The sequence below is a fragment of the Clostridium sp. C2-6-12 genome (assembly GCF_009928485.1).
GTDB lineage: Bacteria > Bacillota > Clostridia > Clostridiales > Clostridiaceae > Clostridium.
Map to the genome: position 1 here is coordinate 28,843 of NZ_JAABNP010000001.1, position 19,072 is coordinate 47,914.

The following is a 19,072-nucleotide window of genomic DNA, read 5'->3' on the forward strand; positions in this document are numbered from 1 at the left end:
CTACTTTTTTTATATCTATTTATTAATTTTGGCGTTTTACAATTATGAGAGTAAGAATTATAATATACGATATATTGTATAGAAAAAAATAAAATGTGTAAAAAAGCACAATATATAGTGGAGGGAATATAAGAATGTTTGGCTTGAAGGAATTATGTAAAGATGCTATTTTGGGGATTAAAGATGAAGAGGGAATTTATACTGAAGAGAAATTGCTAACAGCTTTAGAAAACATTATAAGAGAAGGTATGAATGATTGTGAAATAAGAAAATCACTTATTCAAGTTTCCTTAGAATTGACTACAGATATGGAACCAGATTGGCAATATGTTGCAGCTAAAATATATACTTATGAATTATATGATAAGGTTAGAAAAAATAGAGGAATGAATAAAGATGAGAATCCATATGAAAATTTTTATGAATTTATTAAGTCTTTAACTGAAAAAGGCCTTTATGGAGCTTATATTTTGGATAATTATTCTAAGGAAGACGTTTTAGCGCTGGAAAAAGAAATAAAAGAAGAAAGAGATTTTTTATTTAATTATAGTGGAATAGATCTTTTAGCAAAGAGGTATTTAGTTCAAGATTTTAATAGAAACCCCATAGAGCTTCCTCAGCAAATGTTCATGGGAATAGCTATGCATCTTGCGATTCCTGAAAAGAAGGAAAACAGAGTATACTTCGCTAAAAGATTTTATGATGTTTTAAGTTCTTTAAAAGCAACTATGGCAACACCAACTATGTCTAATGCGAGAAAGCCATTTTATCAATTAAGTTCGTGCTTTATAGATTCTGTAGAGGATAGTTTGGATGGGATTTATAAATCTCTTGATAACTTTGCGAAAGTGTCTAAGCTTGGTGGAGGAATGGGTATTTACATGGGAAAGATAAGAGCTTTAGGGTCACCTATAAGAGGCTTTAAAGGAGCATCAGGAGGAGTAATACCATGGGTTAAATTATTTAATGACACTGCAATTGCTGTGGATCAATTAGGTGTAAGAAATGGTTCTGTTGCAATTTGGCTAGATGCATGGCATAAGGATATTCCTGAGTTTCTTCAAATAAGGACCAATAATGGAGATGATAGAAAGAAGGCTCATGATGTATTTCCAGGTCTTTGCTATCCAGATTTATTCTGGAGACTTGCAGAAAGTGATATAGATGCTGATTGGTACATGATGTGTCCTTATGAAATTAAAAAAGTAAAAGGATATGCATTAGAAGATTTCTATGGTGAAGAATGGGAAGAAAAGTATTATGACTGCGTAGAGGACGATAGGATTGAAAAGAGAATAATGTCTGTTAAAGATTTGGTAAGATTGATTATAAAGAGTTCAGTTGAAACTGGTGCACCATTTGCCTTTTACAGAGATATTACAAACAAGATGAATCCTAATAAGCATGCAGGTATGATATATTCTTCAAATCTATGTAGTGAAATAATGCAAAATATGAGTCCTATGAACATACAGAAGAGTAAAATTCAGCTTGAAGGGGAAGATTCTTATGCTGTAGTTGAAAAAGTCATACCAGGAGACTTTGTTGTATGTAATCTTTCATCAATTGTACTTGGTAATGTGAATGTGACTAGTGATGAAGAACTGGAATATGTTATCGAAACTCAAATTAGAGCTATGGACAATGTTATTGATTTAAATTATTATTCAGTCCCATTTGCTGAAATTACTAATAAAAAATATAGAGCAGTAGGTCTTGGAACAAGTGGATATCACCATATGCTTGTTAATAATAAAATACATTGGACTGCAGAAGAGCATGGTGAATTTGTAGATAAAGTTTATGAGAAAATAAATTATTATGCTATAAAAGCTAGTATGAAAATAGCAAAAGAAAAAGGTAGCTATAGAGAATTTAAAGGTTCTGACTGGGATAATGGTAACTATTTTGAATTGAGAGATTACAAAGATGATAAATGGAAGGAATTAAGGGCTGATGTGCATGAATTTGGAATGAGGAATGGATATTTGATGGCTGTTGCACCAAATGGATCAACAGCAACTATTGCAGGAACAACAGAAGGTATAGATCCTGTTATGGCTAGATTTTATTTAGAAGAGAAAAAGGGAAGCATAATTCCAAAGACAGCACCAAATCTTTCAGAAGATAATTATTGGTACTACAATTCAGCTTATAATATAGAACAGTCTTGGTCAGTTAAAATGAATGGAGTAAGACAAAGACATATAGATCAAGGTCAATCCTTTAATTTATATATAACAAATAACTATACTATGAGACAAATAATGAATTTATATATTGAGGCATGGAAAAGTGGAGTTAAATCAGTTTACTATGTAAGATCAAAATCCCTTGAAGTAACAGAATGTGAAACTTGCTCAGCATAAGTAGAGAACCCAAATCTATGATTTGGTGTGAATCACTTACCCAGCGAGCGAAGCGAGTCGGGTTTCCTTTAACTAGAGTCCAAATCTATGATTTGGGTCCTCGAATTTAGTTAACTCGTGCATACGAGTTAACTTTCTTTTAAAACGAGATTTGGTCTTTTGAACTTAAGCAGACAGCTCAAATCTATGACTTGATGATGGATGCCTATTCTGTGAGTATTCAGGGAACAAATGTGAGTCGAGTTTTGTTAAAATAAAAAATATAAAAAGATTGGAGAAAAACAATGAATATAAATAAAAAACCTTTATTTAATGAATTTGGAGATAGAGACATTAATAAAAAGAAAATCATAAATGGAAATACTACGAATTTAAATGATTTTAATAATATGAAGTACAACTGGGTTTCAGATTGGTATAGACAAGGAATGAATAATTTTTGGATACCAGAGGAGGTTAATCTTTCTCAAGATTTAAAGGATTATCAAAATTTATTACCAGAAGAGAGAACTGCATATGACAAGATACTATCATTTTTAATATTTTTGGATTCGATTCAAACAGCTAATTTAAGTAATATAAATAATTATATTACTGCAAGTGAAATCAATCTATGTTTAACAATTCAAAGTTTCCAGGAAGCAGTACATTCGCAAAGTTATAGTTATATGCTTGATAGTATATGCTCACCAGAAAAGAGAAATGAAATACTTTATCAATGGAAAGATGATGAGATACTTTTAAATAGAAATAAATTTATAGGGGATTTATACAATGAATTTATTAATGAACCTACAACTCATAACTTGTTAAAAACTATCATGGCAAATTACATTTTAGAAGGAATATATTTCTATTCTGGATTTATGTTCTTTTATAATTTAGAGAGAAATGGTAAAATGCCTGGTTCTGCACAGGAAATCAGATATATAAACAGGGATGAAAATACTCATTTATGGCTTTTTAGAAATATTATAAAAGAATTGCAAAAAGAAAATCCTGAATTATTTACAGTAGAAGTTAAAAATGAATTAAGAGAAATGATGAAAATTGGGGTAGAACAAGAGATTTTATGGGGACATTACGTAATAGGTGATAAGATACAGGGAATAAATAAAAATTTAATTGAAGAATATATAAAATATCTTGGGAATAAAAGATTAAAGGAAATAAATTTAGAATCTTTATTTAAGGGATATAATCAAAATCCAGCTTCTTGGGTAGATAGCTTAGCCAATGCAAATTCTGTTAAAACAGACTTTTTTGAAGCAAGATCTACGGCTTATGCAAAAGTAACGAGTTTAATAGATGATTTATAATTAAATTTATAAGATATTAATATAAATAGGAAAAATGTGGTAGATTGGCATGCTTTATTAGAGTTTTTTAGTAAAAAATCATAAGAAAATGGTTAAATTCAGTTAAATTTTTTGTTAATTATGTTATAATAGAAAAGGTTTATACTTAAAATAAGACATAATGATTACAGCAAAAATAGAAACAACGTTTAATTATGAGGAAATTAACAATCAAGGAGGAGTTCCATATTATGAAAAAAGGTATTGCTGCATCTAAAGGATATGCAATCGGTAAAGTATTTGTACAAGAACATGAAGAGATCGTTGTAAGTGATGCTAAAATCACAGATATAGGTGCTGAGAAGGAAAAAATGCAAAAAGCATTAGATGATTCTAGAGCACAATTAGAAGTTATTAAGGCTAAAGCAGAAAAAGAAATGGGTGCTGAAAAAGCAGAAGTGTTTGAAGCGCACATTACATTATTAGATGATCCAGAATTTACTGGAGCAATGATGATGGAAATTGAAAACAACAATGTAAATGGTTTAAAGGCAATTGAAAGTGTTACAAGTACTTTTGTTGCTATATTTGAATCTATGGATAATGAATATATGAGAGAAAGAGCTGCTGATATTAAAGACGTATCTAAAAGAATACTATCAAACTTCGCAGGTAAGGGTGGAGATTCTTTTACAATAACTGAAAGTAATACAATAGTTGTAGCTCACGATTTAACTCCATCAGATACTGCAGGTTTAGACAGAACTAAAGTTGTTGGATTTGTAACAAACATTGGAGGTAGAACTTCTCATGCAGCTATAATGGCTAGAACTTTAGAAATTCCAGCTGTACTTGGATTAGGTGATATTACTAGCTGTGTTAAGACTGGGGATACAATTATACTTGATGGAATAACTGGAGATGTAATTATCAATCCTTCAGAAGATGTAGTAGCAGAATATAAAGCTAAAAAGGAAAAATTCCAAGCAGAGCAAGAAGAATTAAAGAAACTAATAAACGTTAAAACTACTACTAAATCAGGTAGAAGAATTGAAGTTTGTGGAAACATTGGTAAGCCAGAAGATGTTCTTGGTGTTTTAGCAAACGGTGGAGACGGTGTAGGATTATTTAGAACAGAATTCTTATACATGGATAGAGACAGTGCTCCAACAGAAGAAGAACAATACGAATCTTATAAATTTGTTCTAGAAAAAATGGAAGGTAAGCAAGTTGTTATAAGAACTTTAGATATTGGTGGAGATAAGACTCTTCCATACTTACCATTACCAGAAGAAATGAATCCTTTCTTAGGATATAGAGCAATAAGACTTTGTTTAGATAGAAAAGACATATTCAAAGTTCAATTAAGAGCATTACTTAGAGCTTCTATATATGGAAATCTTGCAGTTATGTTCCCAATGATTTCTGGATTAGAAGAATTTGAGCAAGCTAAAGAAGTAGTTGAAGAGTGTAAAGCAGAATTGAAGGCAGAAGGAAAAGAATACTCAGAAAAAATTCAATGGGGTATCATGGTTGAAATCCCAGCAGCAGCAGTTTATGCTGATGAATTAGCTAAGCATGTTGATTTCTTCTCAATTGGAACAAATGACTTAATTCAATATACTTTAGCAGCAGATAGAATGAGCGAAAAAGTTTCATATCTTTACAATCCAATGCACCCAGCTGTGCTTAGATTAATAAAGATGACTATAGATGGAGCTCATAAGCACGGTAAGTGGGTTGGAATGTGTGGAGAAATGGCTGGTGATGAAGCTGCTATTCCTACATTAGTTGAATACGGATTAGATGAATTCTCAATGAGTGCAACATCTATCTTAAATGCTAAGAAGATAATGTTAGAACAAGAATAATTTATATTATATAGTTAAAAGCTATCTCAATATTGAGGTAGCTTTTAATATTAGAATTAATTTGCTTTTATATAGTTAACATCATAAATATTCAATGTAAATAGAGATAAATAAATACTAAAGTTAAATTTAATTGTAAGAATAGTGCAGTATATAATATACTAGTAAAGTAAGAGATTGCTATATTAAGAGTGGTAAGGTGATATTTATGAATAAAAAGGCTCAAAAGGCCTATGATAAAGCTATGGATTATTATGAAAAGGGAAAAATAAATAAGGCACTAGAAATTTGCGAAGAAGCATTATCAGAAGGATTAGATAATGCCCCAGTGCTAAATTTTAAAGGCTTATTGCTATATCAAAAAGGGAGCTTAAATGAAGCGATTACTGTATGGAAAATAAATCAGGATATAAATCATGATGAAATTGCTGAAAATTACATAAAGGATTCAGAGGCAGATGAAAAGAGGTTAGATTTATATAAACAGGGTGAAAAAGCATTAAAGCAGCTTAATATTGATAGAGCACTAGAATTATTTAATATATGTGCAGAAAGTGATTTCAATGCAATTAAGGTTAATACAGGAATAGGAATATGTTATCAGAAAAAAGGTGATTTTTATAGAGCTAAAGAATATATAACTAAAGCTTTAAGAATAGATGATAGTGCAATTACTGCAAAGATTATTGAAAAAGAATTAAAAGAAAATGGAGTTTATTCAGAATCATCAAATGCACCTAAGGGAGCTTTAATAGTCATAACAAGTATAGTTATTATCGCAGCTATTGTTGCTGGAGGCTATATAGTTATGACAAAGTTTAATAATAAGGATATTTCTCAGGATATAAGTGGAACAAATAGTATTCAAGATTTAGAAGCGCAAAAGGATAAAACTGCTGAAAATAAAGATGAAGAACAAGAAGTTCAGGCTAATCAAGAAGGAAAAGAGAAGGAAGAATCTCAAAATAAAAGTCTTAATGCAGAAAAGTTAAAATCATTAGTTTCAGCTAACGATTTAGATGGAATATATGAGGAATTAAAAAATGTTAAAGCTGAATCAGTAACTATCCAAGATTCTGAAATATATAATAAAGCTATAAAACTTATGAAGAATGAAGGCGCATCAAAATTTTATGATTATGGTTTATGGTATTTTAATCAAGGAAACTTTAAAGATGCAGAAATTTCATTGGATAAGGCTTATGCATACTGTGAAGGAAATGCTTATAAGGAGCATATTATATTTTATAGGGCGAGTAATTCACTTAAAAAGAGAGATGAAAAAAATGCACTTAAACAATATGAAGAATACTATAGTAAATATCCTAAAGGAGTATATACAGATGAAGTTTTATATCAATTGGCATTGTTAACAAATGCTAATGATAAGACAAAGAGTAAGAAATATGCAAGTACATTAATGGAGAATTTCTCGAATTCAATTTATGCAAATGATAAAATTGCAGCTATAGCTAGAAGTTAAAATATGAATTATATAAACATAATTAAAGTGATGTTATATTTATTATTAATTTGGACAATATAATTAAATAGAAGAATATAAAAAGTAACAATCAAAAATATACATTGAAATTTTGATTGTTACTTTTTAAATAATTGTTATTTTAAATCTGCGCTAATAATATATTATGCTTTGATTTTGAAAAAAGTATGATGTCCTATAGTGGTTTGATTGATTTTTTCTGTATCTCTCATCCAATTACACGTTGCTATGCTTGGATTATAGAAGAATAAGGCATCATTAGTTGGATCAGCACCTTTAATTGCATCATATACGGCATTATAGCAATCTTGATTTGGATTAGCATTTATTTTACCGTTTTTAACGCAAGAAAAGGCATTTTTTTGAAGTATAACTTCTCTTATAGTATTTGGAAAATGTGGATCCATTGTACGATTTAATACTACAGAAGCTACTGCCACCTTTCCTGCATATGGTTCACCAATGCTTTCAGCATAAACTAGGTTTGCCATTAGGTCTATATCTTCACCTGTAATATACAATTTTTGAGAAGCGTGATCAAAAACTTCTAAGACTTCAGTATTATTTCCGTTCAAGTGGGAATCTGTTTTTATATTACTATTTAAATTACTTTCATTTGATTCGTGAGTTACAGGAATTTTATTAGTTTCACTACAAGTCTTTACTACTACATCTGAGGCAAAGACCGAATTAATATTAATAAGGTCAAGATATAGTATTAAAGTGATCACAAAAATACTACATGATTTTTTCATAAAAAACCTCCTTTGGTATAGTGCAACAAGTAATATTATTACCAAAGAAAGAAATTATATACACCTAAAATAAAACACCTATATTTATAGATGTTTTATATAATCTTTTATTTGATTAGTAATTATTTTATAATAATATTTTTTCTTAATTATAATTTGTGATTTACTCATTGTATTATCAGTTAAAAATCACATCTCCTTACCCATCTTTGGCGTCCACTTCCATCATCTTCATACCATAAATCAACTTGACTTCCGTCACTACTGCAACTTAGGTATTTCTTATTTGATGAAACACCACCGTAAACTTGAATTAAATTTGTTGTAGTATGAGGAATGTTTTTAATCGTCCACCTTTGACGTCCACTTCCATCATCTCCATACCATAAGTCAACTTTGCTTCCATCATAATTACTGCTTAGATAAGTACGATTAGAATCAACACCATTTAAAACTCTGATATTATAAACATCTTTTAAACCATTAACAGGCATAAGCTGCCACCTTTGACGTCCGCTTTTATCATCTGTATTCCATAAATCAGCTGCGGTTCCATCACTCTTACAACTTAAAAAGCACTTATCAGTATCTAATCCACTAATTATTTGCAAATGAAAAATATCCAAGTTAGTATTATCTGTTGCTGATATTGTTGGAGTAGTCACTACCCATGCGCCATCAGAACCTAGTTCATATTCGCCAACATAGGTATCGCGCATCATATAACCATTATTATTAAAGTAATAATACTTTCCATCTATTAATCTCCAACCTCTGGCATAAGAACTTCCTTCTGTATACCACCAGCCTGTACTATCTCTCATCCATTCTGCACTTGCGCCTATTGGATTTAATGCCATTAATGAAATAGCCACTAATAAAATAGCCATTACTTTTGTCAATTTTAATCTTTTCATTATATTTTCCTCCTAGTTGGTAATTACATATTATTATACATCATTTTCCATATTCATGGAATGTAATCAAAGAAAGAATCATCATAAATATTTTCTTTATGCATACAAATTTTATTTTTATATGCAAATCGACTTTTGTATTATTTTCATTAGTTAAGATCTTATGTTAATATTTATTTTTGAAAGCATTATAGCTATCATTTATAAAAAAATAAATGTTAAGAAAAAATTATAATAAAAATAATTAAAAAGTAAGAAAATAATAATTGTCTTATATATCTAAGTACATAAGATTTGTTGTATAATTTTAAGTAAGGGAGAAAAGAGGTGAGGATTTTGAATGAATTTTTAAGTTTGGTTGGGAAGAGTTTATCAAATATGTCATTATGGTCTATATTGGATATTTTAGTGGTATCATACATTTTTTATAAAGGTTATATGTTAATAAAAGAAACTAGAGCAGAGCAATTATTAAAAGGAATTATATTAATTATAACTCTAATCCCAATCAGTTATGTTTTAAAGCTGGATATGTTGTATTTCATATTAAATAAGACGTTAACAATCGGAGTATTAACTGTAATAATAATATTTCAGCCTGAAATTAGAAGAGCTTTAGAGCATTTAGGCAGAAGTGCGTTTGATGATAAACACTATCCTAATAATAAACAGGATATATATACTACTATTAATGAAATAGCAATTGCCGCTGAAAATTTAGCGGAAAGCAAAACAGGCGCTTTGATTGTAATAGAACAAAGTACTGGATTGAATGAGCTTATGGGTGCAGGTACATTCATAGACGCTAATGTTACAGCAAATCTTTTAGAAAATATATTTGTTGTAAACACTCCACTTCATGATGGAGCAACAATAATAAGAAATAATAGAATTTTAGCATCAGGATGCGTATTGCCATTGACTGATAATAATAAAATAAATAAGAAATTAGGTACTAGACATAGAGCTGCAATAGGTCTGTCTGAAGTATCAGATGCGCTTATTATAATTGTATCCGAAGAGACAGGAGTAATATCTTTAGCTATTAATGGAAGAATAACAAGAGGATATGATAGAGAAAAATTAAGGAATATTTTAATAAAGATAATAGAAAATAGAAATGAAAAAAGGGTAAAAACAGCTGGAGAGAAGGTGAAGTCATGGATAAAGTTGAAGGCAGAACGTTAATTATAAAACTTATTTGTGTGCTTTTATCCCTTGGTTTATGGCTGTATATCTCAATTGTAGAAAACCCGTTAAGAACTTATGAGTTAAAGAATATTCCAGTAGAACTGATTAATGAAGATGCTGTAACTAATTCAAAGTTTACAATTGTTAATAAGCAGCAATTTACAGTGGATTTAAAATTAGAAGGCCCATCAAATGAAGTTGCAAATGTTAAAAAGGAAGATTTTAAAATTGTTGCTGATATGTCAGCTTACGCATTAAAAAATGGTGAAAATACAATACCAGTTCAAATAATAAGTTATCCTGAAAATATTAATATTAAGAATAATGGATTTTTAGGTATAAAGGTTAACTTAGAAGAGCTTATTCAAAAGGAATTTACAATAAAATCAAAAGTAAAGGTTACTTTTAAAGAAAATATCTATGAAAAAGAACAGTCAATATCTCCAAGTAAGATAAGTGTTAAAGGTGGCAAAAGTTCTGTTGATAAGATTAGCGAAGCTGTTTTAATAGGTGAAGAAAAGGATGTCGATAAAAATTCCAAAAAGGAATATAGTATAAAATTTCTAGATTCACTTGGTAATGAAGTTAGTGACGTGGAATCTCAGCAAAAAACAGCTGAGTTATCAGTATCAGTAACCAATGGTAAGCTGGTACCTATAAATTTAAAAACTACTGGGCAGGTGTCTGCTGGATTTAAATTAGATGGATATGAACTAAGTAAAAATAATATAAATATATTAGGTGATAGTCAAACTATAGATAAAATAAAAGCAATAGATACTGAGGTTGTGGACATGTCGTCTTTGAAACAAGATCATGAATTTGATGTTAAGCTTAATATACCGGAAGGTATTTCAATTCAAAACGGAGAAAACACAATCAAGGTTAAAACAAAGGTATCTAAAGAAGAAAATGTAACTAAAAACCTAAGTTGTAATGTACAGTATACTAATTTGAATGAAGGCTTTTTAGTTAATTCTTCAAAATCAACTGTAAATGTGGTGGTAAGTGGAATACAATCAGATCTGGATAAGATTACCAGTGGAAATATAAAAGTCATATTAGATTTATCTAATGTAAAAGAGGAAGGAACCTTTGAATATACGCCGCAAGCAACTTTGGTAAATGGAGACAATGTATCTATATCTAGTGTCGAAGCAGTTAGTGTAGTTATAAAGAAGAAGGCATAGAGATAATATATCAATAAATAGTCACAGTATAAGAGAATACTGTGGCTGTTTTTTATGGTATAATTTTTTTAGATTTATGTGATTTTAATAAGAATAATAATTATCTGAAATCAAGTTATAATAGATTAAGGGGAAAACTTAGTTTAAGGATAGTATTACAATATATTTATAATCAATTAATAAATCAGTTCAAATGATTCTTATAACTTTGATAATGGGAGATTTGAATAGAAGAATGAAATTTTAATTAAAAATTGATTATGATTTGGAAAGGCATGGTAAGTAGTATGGCCATAAGAATAAATAATATAAATTTAGATATAGACGAAGATTTTAATGTTTTGGAGAAAAAAGTTTGCAAGAAATTAAATATATCTAAAGAGAATATCAACAAAATAAATATAGTAAAAAAAAGCACAGATGCAAGGAAAAAAAATAACATAAAATTTAATTATTGTGTAGATGTATTTTGTGATAAGGAAAAGAAGATACTTTCGAAGATACATGACAAAGATGTTAAATTTGAAGAAATTAAAGAAACTGAACCGCTGAAATATGGTGTTGAAGAATTAAAAGCAAGACCTGTAGTAATTGGTTTTGGACCAGCAGGAATATTTGCGGCATTAACCTTAGCAAAACAAGGTTATAAGCCAATAGTATTTGAGCGTGGAGAGGATGTTGATACTAGGACTAAAACTGTTGAAAGGTTTTGGAATACTGGAGAGTTAAACTTAGAATCAAATGTTCAATTTGGAGAAGGGGGAGCTGGAACTTTCTCAGATGGAAAGCTTACTACAAGAATAAAAGACCATAGATGTACTTTTGTATTAGATGAATTAATAAAGGGTGGAGCACCGGCAGAAATTAAATATGAAAGTAAGGCCCATGTTGGAACAGACCTTTTAAAGGGTGTAGTGAAAAATATAAGAGAAGAAATAAAAAGTCTTGGTGGAGAAGTTAACTTTAATTCTAGATTGGAAAAAATAGTGTATGAAGATGGACAGTTAAAAAGTATAATTGTTAATGGAAAAGAACTTCCTTGTGAAGCGTTAGTGCTTGCAATTGGTCATAGTTCTAGAGATACCTATGAGATGCTTTATAATGAAAAAGTATCTATGGAGGCTAAAGCTTTTGCCATAGGAGTGAGGATTGAGCATCCGCAGGAGTTGATTAATGTGAGCCAGTATGGTGAAAGCCATGAACATCCAAAGTTAGGTGCGGCAGATTATAGATTAACTTATCAAAGCGAGAGGTTAAAAAGAGGCGTATATTCTTTTTGTATGTGCCCTGGAGGTGTAGTTGTAGCAGCAGCTTCTGAAGAAGGAAGATTAGTATCTAATGGTATGAGTTATCATGCTAGGGATTTGGCAAATGCTAATTCTGCATTAGTGGTTACAGTTTCTCCCGAAGATTTTGATGGTGATTCACCACTTAGAGGAATGGAATTTCAAAGGCATTATGAAAATTTAGCTTTTAAATTAGGTGGAGGAAATTATAAGGCTCCAATACAATTGGTTGGAGATTTTATGAAGGATAGACCTTCAACAAAATTAGGAGAAGTAATTCCAAGCTATACAAGAGGCTATGAATTTAAAGAATTAAAAAATTGTCTTCCTGATTATGTAATTGAGGCACTTAAGGAAGGAATACAAAACTTTGATAATAAAATAAAAGGATATGGACGTGAAGACGCTGTTTTAACAGGTATAGAAACTAGAACTTCAGCTCCGGTTAGAATTCATAGAGACAATGATCTTCAAAGCATAAATGTAGGGGGACTTTATCCAGCTGGTGAGGGAGCAGGTTTTGCTGGTGGAATAATTTCAGCAGCAGTTGATGGAATAAGAGTCGCTGAGCAGATAATTGGTAAATATAGTTTGCCAAAATAAATACAATCATAAAATGTTAATTTTACAAGCTTTTTTATATAATTAGTCTTGAAATTAGAGAGCAAGTCATGAATCTATGTTTTTAAATTTTTATATTGAGAAAATTTAAATAAACTTAGTTATATCAATAGTTTCATGATATGTTCTCTAGTTAACAAAAGATTAAGAATTAGTTAAAATAAGAAAAATATGAAAAAAGTTTTCTGAAAATTAAGCATTTCTAGTTTTTTTTTGTTACAATAGGAAGGAGATAATTTTTTTGTCTTTGATTGATATAAATTTAACAAATTAATTATAAATAAAATAAATTATTATTAATGTAAGAGGTGTAAAAAATGAGTAAAAACTTCGATGACTTATTATCAATATTAAAAGGTGTTGAAACAAAAAAAGTAGCAGTAGCAGTAGCACAAGATGAACCAGTATTAGAAGCAATAAAAGAAGCTACAGAAAAGGGTATAGCTGAAGCTATACTAGTTGGAGATAAGCAACAAATACAAGAAATAGCAAAGAAAATCGATTTAGATTTATCTGGTTATGAAATCATGGATATCAAAGATCCAAAGAAAGCTACACTAGAAGCTGTAAAATTAGTTTCAAGTGGTCATGCAGATATGCTTATGAAAGGGTTAGTAGATACTGCTACTTTCTTAAGAAGTGTATTGAATAAAGAAGTAGGCTTAAGAACAGGAAAATTAATGTCACATGTTGCTGTTTTTGAAGTTGAAGGATGGGATAGACTATTATTTTTAACAGATGCAGCATTTAATACATATCCAGAACTTAAAGATAAAGCTGGAATGATAAACAATGCAGTTGTAGTTGCACATGCATGTGGAATAGAAATGCCTAAGGTAGCACCTATATGCCCAGTTGAAGTTGTAAATACAAGTATGCAATCAACAGTTGATGCAGCTTTATTAGCTAAAATGAGTGATAGAGGACAATTTAAAGGCTGTATAGTTGATGGACCTTTTGCTTTAGACAATGCAATATCAGAAGAAGCAGCTCATCATAAAGGTGTTAAAGGACCAGTAGCAGGAAAGGCAGATATATTATTATTACCTGATATAGAAACTGCAAATGTTATGTATAAAACATTAACATATTTCTCAAAATCAAAAAATGGTGGACTTTTAGTTGGTACATCAGCACCAGTAATCTTAACTTCAAGAGCAGATTCTTTTGAAACAAAGGTTAACTCAATTGCATTAGCAGCATTAGTTGCAGCAAAAAATAAATAGAGATAACTATAAACAATGCATAGTATGCGAATATTTTATTTAGTTAAGGTATTTGTATAATTTTGCATTGTTAATTGTGTATATAAATTAAGGGGGATTCAAAATGTCATACAAGTTATTAATTATTAATCCAGGTTCAACATCAACGAAGATTGGTGTTTATGAAGATGAAAAGGAATTATTTGAGGAAACATTAAGACACACAAATGAAGAAATCAAGAGATATGATACAATATATGATCAATTTGAATTTAGAAAAGATGTTATATTAAATGTTCTTAAAGAAAAGAATTTTGATATAAAGACTTTAAGTGCAGTAGTTGGTAGAGGTGGAATGCTTAAACCAGTAGAAGGTGGAACATACGCAGTTAACGATGCAATGGTTGAAGATTTAAAAGTTGGAGTTCAAGGACCACATGCTTCAAATCTTGGTGGAATAATTGCTAAATCAATTGGGGATGAATTAAATGTTCCTTCATTTATAGTAGATCCAGTTGTTACAGATGAATTAGCAGATGTAGCTAGATTATCAGGAGTACCAGAACTTCCTAGAAAGAGTAAGTTCCATGCATTAAATCAAAAAGCAGTAGCTAAGAGATATGGAAAAGAAAGCGGAAAAGGATATGAAAATTTAAACCTTGTTGTTGTACATATGGGTGGAGGAGTTTCAGTAGGTGCTCATAACCATGGAAAAGTTGTTGATGTAAATAACGCTTTAGATGGAGACGGTCCATTTTCACCAGAAAGAGCTGGATCAGTTCCAATTGGAGATTTAATAAAAATGTGCTTCAGCGGAAAATATAGTGAAGCAGAAGTTTATGGTATGACAGTAGGAAAAGGTGGTTTTGTTGGATATCTAGATACAAATGACGTAAAAGGTGTTATAGACAAGATGGAAGCTGGAGATAAAGAATGTGAAGCAGTATATAAAGCATTCGTTTATCAAATAGCAAAGGCAATTGGAGAAATGTCAGTAGTATTAGAAGGTAAGATAGATCAAATTATCTTTACTGGAGGAATTGCATATTCACCAACTCTTGTTCCAGACTTAAAAGCAAAAGTTGAATGGATAGCTCCAGTTACAGTTTACCCAGGAGAAGATGAATTATTAGCATTAGCTCAAGGTGCTATAAGAGTACTTGATGGAGAAGAACAAGCTAAGGTATATTAAGATTAATTAAATAACATCTTGGAATGATTTTATGTCGTTCCAAGATGTTTTTTTGATTAAAAATGAATAATGAATGGTGTATGATTAATTAAATGTGGCGCAGCCACTTTTTTATAGGCTTATGTTTTAAGTAAATGGTTTATGGGATATAATAAGTATAAATAAACTGCTATAATTAGAAAAACTAAGTTTTAAATGATGGCATTATAATCGATCTTATGATATTAGATGAAATTGGGGTAAGAAATGGAAAGATTAAATTATATTTTAAATGATGAAAAATATTTATACTATTTAAATAGAAATAAAACTTTTGAAAAGGGCAGAAAGTTCTGCAAACATAATTTAAAGCATTTTTTAGATGTAGCGAGGATTGCTCAAGTAATAAACCTAGAAGAAGATCTTGGATTTCAAAAAGAAATCATATATGTAACAGCAATTTTGCATGATATAGGTAAGTCCTTTCAATATGAAAATAGAACTCCTCATGAAGTTGCATCCTATGAAATCTCAATAGAATTCTTAGAAAAATATGAATTTAAAGAAGAAGAGATTGAGCTAATAAGACAAGGAATATTAGGTCATAGAGATAAGAACAGCGAAGGCTTTGCTGGGCTAATATATAAAGCTGACAAGCTATCAAGATTATGTTTAACCTGTAAAGTTAAAGATGAATGCAATTGGAGCGAAGAAAAGAAAAATTTAAGGATATATTATTAGGAGGTTTTGGCTAAAATGAAAATAGGAAATAAAAATTTTAACATAGGAGAAAGAACTTATATTATGGGAATATTGAATTTTACTCCAGATTCTTTTTCTGATGGAGGAAAATTTGATGATATAGATGCTGCCTTAGCACATGTAAAGGAAATGATAGAAGCTGGAGCAGATATAATAGATATAGGGGGAGAATCTACAAGACCTAATCATACGCCAGTAGGGGAAGATGAGGAAATAAAGAGAGTTATTCCAATAATAAAGGCAGTAAGAGAAAAATTTGATATTCCTATATCTATAGATACATATAAAGCTAAGGTGGCTGAAAAGGCAATAGAAGCTGGAGCAGACCTTATTAATGATGTATGGGGCTTTAAGAAGGATAAGGATATGGCAAGAATAGCTGCAAAGTATAATGTACCTTGCTGTTTAATGCATAACAGAGAAAATGAAGACTATGAAAATTTAATGGAAGATATTTTAGAAGATTTAAGAGAAAGCATCAAAATTGCAAAAGATGCTGGTGTCAAAGATGAAAATATAATATTAGATCCAGGTATAGGTTTTGCTAAAAGCCATGAACAAAACTTGGAGACTATGAATAATTTAGAAAGACTTAAAGAGCTTGGATATCCAGTGTTGTTAGGTACATCAAGAAAGCGTATGATAGGCTTTACACTAGATTTACCAGTAGAAGAGAGAGTTGAAGGAACTGTTGCTACAACTGTTATTGGCATAATGAAGGATGCCTGCGATATTGTAAGAGTTCATGATGTTTTAGAAAATGCAAGAGCAGCAAAGATGGCTGATGCAATTGTAAGAAGATAGGGTGGATGAAGTTTGGATAAAATGTTTATAAGAGAACTTGAGTTATTTGGTTTTCATGGAGTTTTTGAAGAAGAAAAGAGATTAGGGCAAAAGTTTGTGATATCCTTGGAGTTAGATTTAGATTTAAAAACAGCAGGAAGAACTGGCGATTTAACTAAGTCTGTTCATTATGGTGAATTATGTGAGAAGGTTGAACAGGAATTTGTAAGAGAAGGCTATGATCTTATAGAAACAGCAACTCTAAGATTAGCAGATTTTATTCTTGATGAATACAAGATTATAAATGGTGTTAAAGTGTTTCTAAAAAAGCCTTGGGCACCAGTGAAAAAGCATTTAGATACTGTGGAAATAATGATTGAAAGAAAAAGACATATAGCGTACATAGGATTAGGTTCTAATATTGGAGATAAGGAAAGATACTTAAAAGAAGCAATAAACAAAATATCAGCAGAAAGAAATATTGAGATAGCAAAGGAATCTTCATTTATTACAACAAAGCCATGGGGTTATGTAGAACAAGAAGATTTTTTAAATGCAGTAATAGAAATAAATACTACATTAGAGCCAGAAGAACTAATGGATTTATTGCTTAAAATAGAAGCAGAATTAGATAGGGAAAGAACAATAAAATGGGGTCCTAGAACAATTGACTTGGACATAATAATGTATGATGATTTGATTTCATCAGATGAAAAAGTAATTCTTCCGCATCCAAGAATGCATGAGAGAGAATTTGTATTAAAATCACTAAATGAAATAGCACCTTATCTTATGCATCCAGTACTAAATAAAAGGGTATTCACTTTATTAGAGGAACTTAAGTAATAAAAATTAAATATTATATTTATTCATGAGGTAGGAGTATTTTATGAGAAGTTCATTAAAATTTACAAATAAATTAAATATGTTGTCTGAAATGACAGGAGAATCTACATTTCAAATATTAGAGTATGAAAATTTAGATGGTGCCAGTGATGCAGAAACTGCTTTTGGACTAAACATAATCAGACAAAGTGGAATAAAACTAAAGCAGGTAAGAATAATACTAGAAGATAGTGTTGTAAAACTTGAACCTAATTCCTTAAGCTATATGAAGGGAGATATAGATGTAAGGAGTAAGTCTGGTGGATTGATTGGTTTTGGGAAAAAAATTATAACTAGTAAGCTTACTGGTGAAACAGCATTTAAGCCCACGTATAGTGGAACTGGTGAAATATTTTTAGAACCTTCATTTGGCCATTTTGCTTTATTAGAGCTGGAAGATGATGAAATAATAGTAAGTGACAATATGTTTTATGCCTGTGAAGAAGGAGTAGAAGTTAATGCAGCAATGCAGAAAAATATTTCATCGTCATTTTTAGGGAATGAAGGTTTATATCAAACCAAACTAGATGGTAATGGTATTGTTGCGCTTAAGGTTCCTGTGCCTGAAAGTGAAATCTTTAAATGTGTATTAATTAATGATACTTTAAAAGTGGATGGAAATTTTGCAATTTTAAGAACTGGGAATATTGAATTTTCAGTAGAGAAATCTTCAAAATCAATTGTAGGAACTATGGTTAGTGGAGAAGGTTTAGTAAATGTATATAGAGGGACAGGAGAAGTTTGGTTAACACCAACTAAAAATGTATATAAAGACCTAAAAATGGGAAATTCAATTCAAATGAGAAATTCACAATTTGATGAGGGTGAAGAGGAATAATTAAATATATATAAGTTACACTTTCTTATATTAAAGTTGTAAAGAAAGTTATACATGGGTATAATTAAATTTGAATGATTATACAATGAGGTGATAAAGTGAGTTCTTTCGAATCAAAAATTAAAAGTAAGGAATTAGATTTATTTTTTAAAGCAATTTTGGAACTTAAAGATATAGAAGAATGTTATAAATTTTTTGAGGATGTAGCTACAATAAATGAAGTGAAGTCTTTAGCTCAAAGGTTACATGTAGCAACTTTGCTTAAAGATAAAAAGACTTATTCTGAAATAGCAGAAATAACTGGTGCAAGCACAGCAACTATAAGTAGAGTTAACAGATGCTTAAATTATGGAAGTGATGGCTACAATTTAGTATTAGAAAGATTAAACAATAAAAAATAAATATAATATATTAAGAAAATAGTAA

General features: G+C 30.1%; 16 protein-coding genes. 14 read left to right on the plus strand and 2 right to left on the minus strand.

The genetic code is table 11. The features are described from left to right. Positions 1-134 precede the first annotated feature (134 nt). From GXK56_RS00235 to GXK56_RS00250, 4 genes are all read left to right on the plus strand, one after another. Entirely contained in the window at positions 135-2,369 is a 2,235-nt protein-coding gene (locus GXK56_RS00235; RefSeq protein ID WP_160683275.1) for a ribonucleoside-diphosphate reductase subunit alpha, read from the plus strand. Positions 2,370-2,653: 284 nt separating this feature from the next. Further along, on the plus strand, positions 2,654-3,688 hold the full coding sequence (locus GXK56_RS00240; protein WP_160683278.1) for a ribonucleotide-diphosphate reductase subunit beta: 1,035 nt from the start codon (positions 2,654-2,656) through the stop codon (positions 3,686-3,688). Between the two features lie 230 nt (positions 3,689-3,918). Beyond that, positions 3,919-5,538 carry a phosphoenolpyruvate--protein phosphotransferase gene (gene ptsP / locus GXK56_RS00245; RefSeq protein WP_160683281.1) on the plus strand — a complete coding sequence of 540 codons (1,620 nt, stop codon included), beginning with the start codon at positions 3,919-3,921 and terminating at the stop codon, positions 5,536-5,538. A gap of 208 nt (positions 5,539-5,746) precedes the next feature. Continuing rightward, the gene (locus GXK56_RS00250) at positions 5,747-7,021 is read left to right on the plus strand and encodes a hypothetical protein (protein ID WP_160683284.1); all 1,275 of its coding nucleotides are present in this window, start codon (positions 5,747-5,749) and stop codon (positions 7,019-7,021) included. A 164-nt stretch (positions 7,022-7,185) separates the two neighbouring features. Here GXK56_RS00250 and GXK56_RS00255 read toward each other — a convergent pair whose 3' ends face one another. Both GXK56_RS00255 and GXK56_RS27645 read right to left on the minus strand, forming a co-directional pair. Next, positions 7,186-7,797: a cell wall hydrolase gene (locus GXK56_RS00255; protein WP_160683287.1), complete on the minus strand. Its 612-nt coding sequence runs from the start codon at positions 7,795-7,797 to the stop codon at positions 7,186-7,188. 182 nt (positions 7,798-7,979) lie between these two features. Further along, positions 7,980-8,714: a hypothetical protein gene (locus GXK56_RS27645; RefSeq protein ID WP_202127797.1), complete on the minus strand. Its 735-nt coding sequence runs from the start codon at positions 8,712-8,714 to the stop codon at positions 7,980-7,982. A 336-nt stretch (positions 8,715-9,050) separates the two neighbouring features. On the opposite strand from GXK56_RS27645, the gene cdaA reads away from it, so the two are divergent. The 10 genes from cdaA to GXK56_RS00310 all read left to right on the plus strand — a co-directional run bounded on the left by cdaA (position 9,051) and on the right by GXK56_RS00310 (position 19,047). Then, positions 9,051-9,902, plus strand: a complete 852-nt coding sequence (cdaA, locus tag GXK56_RS00265; protein ID WP_160683290.1) for a diadenylate cyclase CdaA — start codon at positions 9,051-9,053, stop codon at positions 9,900-9,902. Further along, the gene (locus tag GXK56_RS00270) at positions 9,875-11,095 is read left to right on the plus strand and encodes a CdaR family protein (RefSeq protein ID WP_160683293.1); all 1,221 of its coding nucleotides are present in this window, start codon (positions 9,875-9,877) and stop codon (positions 11,093-11,095) included. The genes cdaA and GXK56_RS00270 overlap by 28 nt, the downstream gene beginning before the upstream one ends. A 287-nt stretch (positions 11,096-11,382) precedes the next feature. Then, entirely contained in the window at positions 11,383-12,984 is a 1,602-nt protein-coding gene (locus tag GXK56_RS00275) for an FAD-dependent protein (RefSeq protein WP_160683961.1), read from the plus strand. Positions 12,985-13,319: 335 nt separating this feature from the next. Next, on the plus strand, positions 13,320-14,228 hold the full coding sequence (gene ptb / locus GXK56_RS00280; RefSeq protein ID WP_160683296.1) for a phosphate butyryltransferase: 909 nt from the start codon (positions 13,320-13,322) through the stop codon (positions 14,226-14,228). 103 nt (positions 14,229-14,331) lie between these two features. After that, a complete protein-coding gene (buk, locus tag GXK56_RS00285; protein ID WP_160683299.1) occupies positions 14,332-15,399 on the plus strand; it encodes a butyrate kinase in 1,068 nt (355 codons plus the stop codon). Positions 15,400-15,645: 246 nt separating this feature from the next. Continuing rightward, positions 15,646-16,119, plus strand: a complete 474-nt coding sequence (locus GXK56_RS00290) for an HD domain-containing protein (RefSeq protein WP_160683302.1) — start codon at positions 15,646-15,648, stop codon at positions 16,117-16,119. 15 nt (positions 16,120-16,134) lie between these two features. Continuing rightward, the gene (gene folP, locus GXK56_RS00295) at positions 16,135-16,944 is read left to right on the plus strand and encodes a dihydropteroate synthase (RefSeq protein ID WP_160683305.1); all 810 of its coding nucleotides are present in this window, start codon (positions 16,135-16,137) and stop codon (positions 16,942-16,944) included. A 12-nt stretch (positions 16,945-16,956) separates the two neighbouring features. After that, positions 16,957-17,769: a 2-amino-4-hydroxy-6-hydroxymethyldihydropteridine diphosphokinase gene (gene folK, locus GXK56_RS00300; RefSeq protein WP_160683308.1), complete on the plus strand. Its 813-nt coding sequence runs from the start codon at positions 16,957-16,959 to the stop codon at positions 17,767-17,769. A gap of 43 nt (positions 17,770-17,812) precedes the next feature. Further along, complete coding sequence (locus GXK56_RS00305) at positions 17,813-18,646, plus strand: AIM24 family protein (protein WP_160683311.1); 834 nt, start codon at positions 17,813-17,815, stop codon at positions 18,644-18,646. Between the two features lie 98 nt (positions 18,647-18,744). Continuing rightward, complete coding sequence (locus tag GXK56_RS00310; RefSeq protein ID WP_160683314.1) at positions 18,745-19,047, plus strand: YerC/YecD family TrpR-related protein; 303 nt, start codon at positions 18,745-18,747, stop codon at positions 19,045-19,047. The last annotated feature ends 25 nt before the right edge of the window (positions 19,048-19,072 follow it).

Bases quoted from the DNA above. Each gene is read 5' to 3' on its own strand.
- GXK56_RS00235 (WP_160683275.1), top strand. From the start codon at position 135: ATGTTTGGCTTGAAGGAATTATGTAAAGATGCTATTTTGGGGATTAAA.
- GXK56_RS00240 (WP_160683278.1), top strand. From the start codon at position 2,654: ATGAATATAAATAAAAAACCTTTATTTAATGAATTTGGAGATAGAGAC.
- ptsP (WP_160683281.1), top strand. From the start codon at position 3,919: ATGAAAAAAGGTATTGCTGCATCTAAAGGATATGCAATCGGTAAAGTA.
- GXK56_RS00250 (WP_160683284.1), top strand. From the start codon at position 5,747: ATGAATAAAAAGGCTCAAAAGGCCTATGATAAAGCTATGGATTATTAT.
- GXK56_RS00255 (WP_160683287.1), bottom strand. From the start codon at position 7,797: ATGAAAAAATCATGTAGTATTTTTGTGATCACTTTAATACTATATCTT.
- GXK56_RS27645 (WP_202127797.1), bottom strand. From the start codon at position 8,714: ATGAAAAGATTAAAATTGACAAAAGTAATGGCTATTTTATTAGTGGCT.
- GXK56_RS00270 (WP_160683293.1), top strand. From the start codon at position 9,875: ATGGATAAAGTTGAAGGCAGAACGTTAATTATAAAACTTATTTGTGTG.
- GXK56_RS00275 (WP_160683961.1), top strand. From the start codon at position 11,383: ATGGCCATAAGAATAAATAATATAAATTTAGATATAGACGAAGATTTT.
- ptb (WP_160683296.1), top strand. From the start codon at position 13,320: ATGAGTAAAAACTTCGATGACTTATTATCAATATTAAAAGGTGTTGAA.
- buk (WP_160683299.1), top strand. From the start codon at position 14,332: ATGTCATACAAGTTATTAATTATTAATCCAGGTTCAACATCAACGAAG.
- GXK56_RS00290 (WP_160683302.1), top strand. From the start codon at position 15,646: ATGGAAAGATTAAATTATATTTTAAATGATGAAAAATATTTATACTAT.
- folP (WP_160683305.1), top strand. From the start codon at position 16,135: ATGAAAATAGGAAATAAAAATTTTAACATAGGAGAAAGAACTTATATT.
- GXK56_RS00305 (WP_160683311.1), top strand. From the start codon at position 17,813: ATGAGAAGTTCATTAAAATTTACAAATAAATTAAATATGTTGTCTGAA.